Source organism: Herbaspirillum sp. B65 (genome assembly GCF_000333555.1).
In the GTDB taxonomy this organism is placed as follows: Bacteria; Pseudomonadota; Gammaproteobacteria; order Burkholderiales; family Burkholderiaceae_D; genus Herbaspirillum; species Herbaspirillum rubrisubalbicans.
In genome coordinates this window covers 1-456 of sequence record NZ_BADI01001159.1, presented here as the reverse complement: position 1 = coordinate 456, position 456 = coordinate 1, and the positions used below count along the sequence as shown (strand labels likewise).

The 456-nt window shown below is 63.8% G+C and carries 1 protein-coding gene and 1 pseudogene; one reads left to right on the top strand and one right to left on the bottom strand.

Features of this window, described 5'->3' with window-relative positions; translation table 11 throughout:
* Positions 1–191 (top strand): annotated as a pseudogene (locus I5W_RS27850) (methyl-accepting chemotaxis protein); the annotation flags it as partial.
* Positions 192–297: 106 nt separating this feature from the next.
* On the opposite strand, the gene I5W_RS27845 reads toward I5W_RS27850, so the two are convergent.
* A partial coding sequence (locus I5W_RS27845; protein WP_044531699.1) for a LuxR C-terminal-related transcriptional regulator occupies positions 298–456 on the bottom strand: 159 nt, incomplete at its 5' end.

Sequence of the window (456 nt, the reverse complement as noted above, 5' to 3'; positions counted from 1 at the left end):
AGATCAGTACTGCCAGCCGCGAACAGGCCGAAGGCATCCACCAGGTCAATCAGGCGGTGAGCCAGATGGATGGCGTGACCCAGCAGAACGCGGCATTGGTGGAGCAGGCCGCAGCGGCCGCCAAGTCGCTGGAAGACCAGGCGGCGCAATTGAAGCGCGCGGTGGCGTTCTTCGCCTTGCAGGCGGCATAAGGCAAGAGGCAAGACTGATCGCTGGCGGCAGGCCGTCAGCGATCAGGGCGTCATCGGTAAGTCCAAGGAGAGAGCGGTGGCGTGAGCCGGACCCGCTCAGCGCGGTTCAGGCCGCCTTGAGAAATTCCGGCCCGAAATCCATCAGCACGTCGCGCACCAGCGTGGCCGTGCTCTGGCAGCCCAGCTTGTCCTTGACGCTGGCGCGATGCACATCCACCGTCTTGACACTGATGTTCAGATCGCGCGCGATGAGCTTACTGGACTG